The sequence below is a fragment of the Vibrio sp. 378 genome (assembly GCF_033339435.1).
Genome location: NZ_JAWOUO010000585.1, coordinates 1 through 685 on the forward strand (window position 1 = coordinate 1; position 685 = coordinate 685).

Sequence of the window (685 nt, forward strand, 5' to 3'; positions counted from 1 at the left end):
CCTCGTTGGGCAAAGTGTTAACTAACTTAGTGGAGCGTTTTAAAGACGCAGCACAAGGCGAGGGCGACCTAACTTACCGCATTGAGGTGAAAGGTAAGGACGAAACCGCCCAACTGGCGCACTGGTTTAATACCTTCCTCGCTCGCATTCAGGAAATGCTTTTAACCGTAATGGCGACGGCAGACCAAGTTGATAAAAACGCAAGTGAAGGCCAAGCTCGCGCGGCGGCTTCGAGAGATCAACTGAACGTTCAAGTGAACGAAGTCAACTCGCTAGCAACGGCGATTAATGAGATGAGCGCAACCGCACAAGAAGTGGCAAATTCTGCGGTACAAGCAGCAGCGGCGGCAAGCCAAGTTCAAAGCAATAGTGCGAATGGCATGTCGCGTATGGACAATGCTGCAAGCGCGGTGGATAACCTCGCTTCGCAAGTGAATGATGCACAGCTCCAGACGCAGAATTTGGTGGCTTCAAGCACGGCTATTCAGGGTATTCTGAGTGAGATTGGTGGCATTGCCGATCAAACCAACTTGTTGGCTCTAAACGCTGCGATTGAAGCTGCGCGTGCTGGTGAAGCGGGTCGTGGTTTTGCTGTGGTAGCCGATGAAGTCCGCAACCTTGCAACGCGCACACAAGGCTCGACAGAAGAAATTCGTGCAATGTTGGCTCGTTTGGAGCAAGAAAC

1 protein-coding gene is annotated in these 685 nt (G+C 51.8%); it reads left to right on the forward strand.

Features of this window, described 5'->3' with window-relative positions; all coding sequences use genetic code 11:
• On the forward strand, nt 1-685 hold a 685-nt coding region (locus tag R7Q48_RS27675; RefSeq protein ID WP_318133480.1), incomplete at both ends, for a methyl-accepting chemotaxis protein.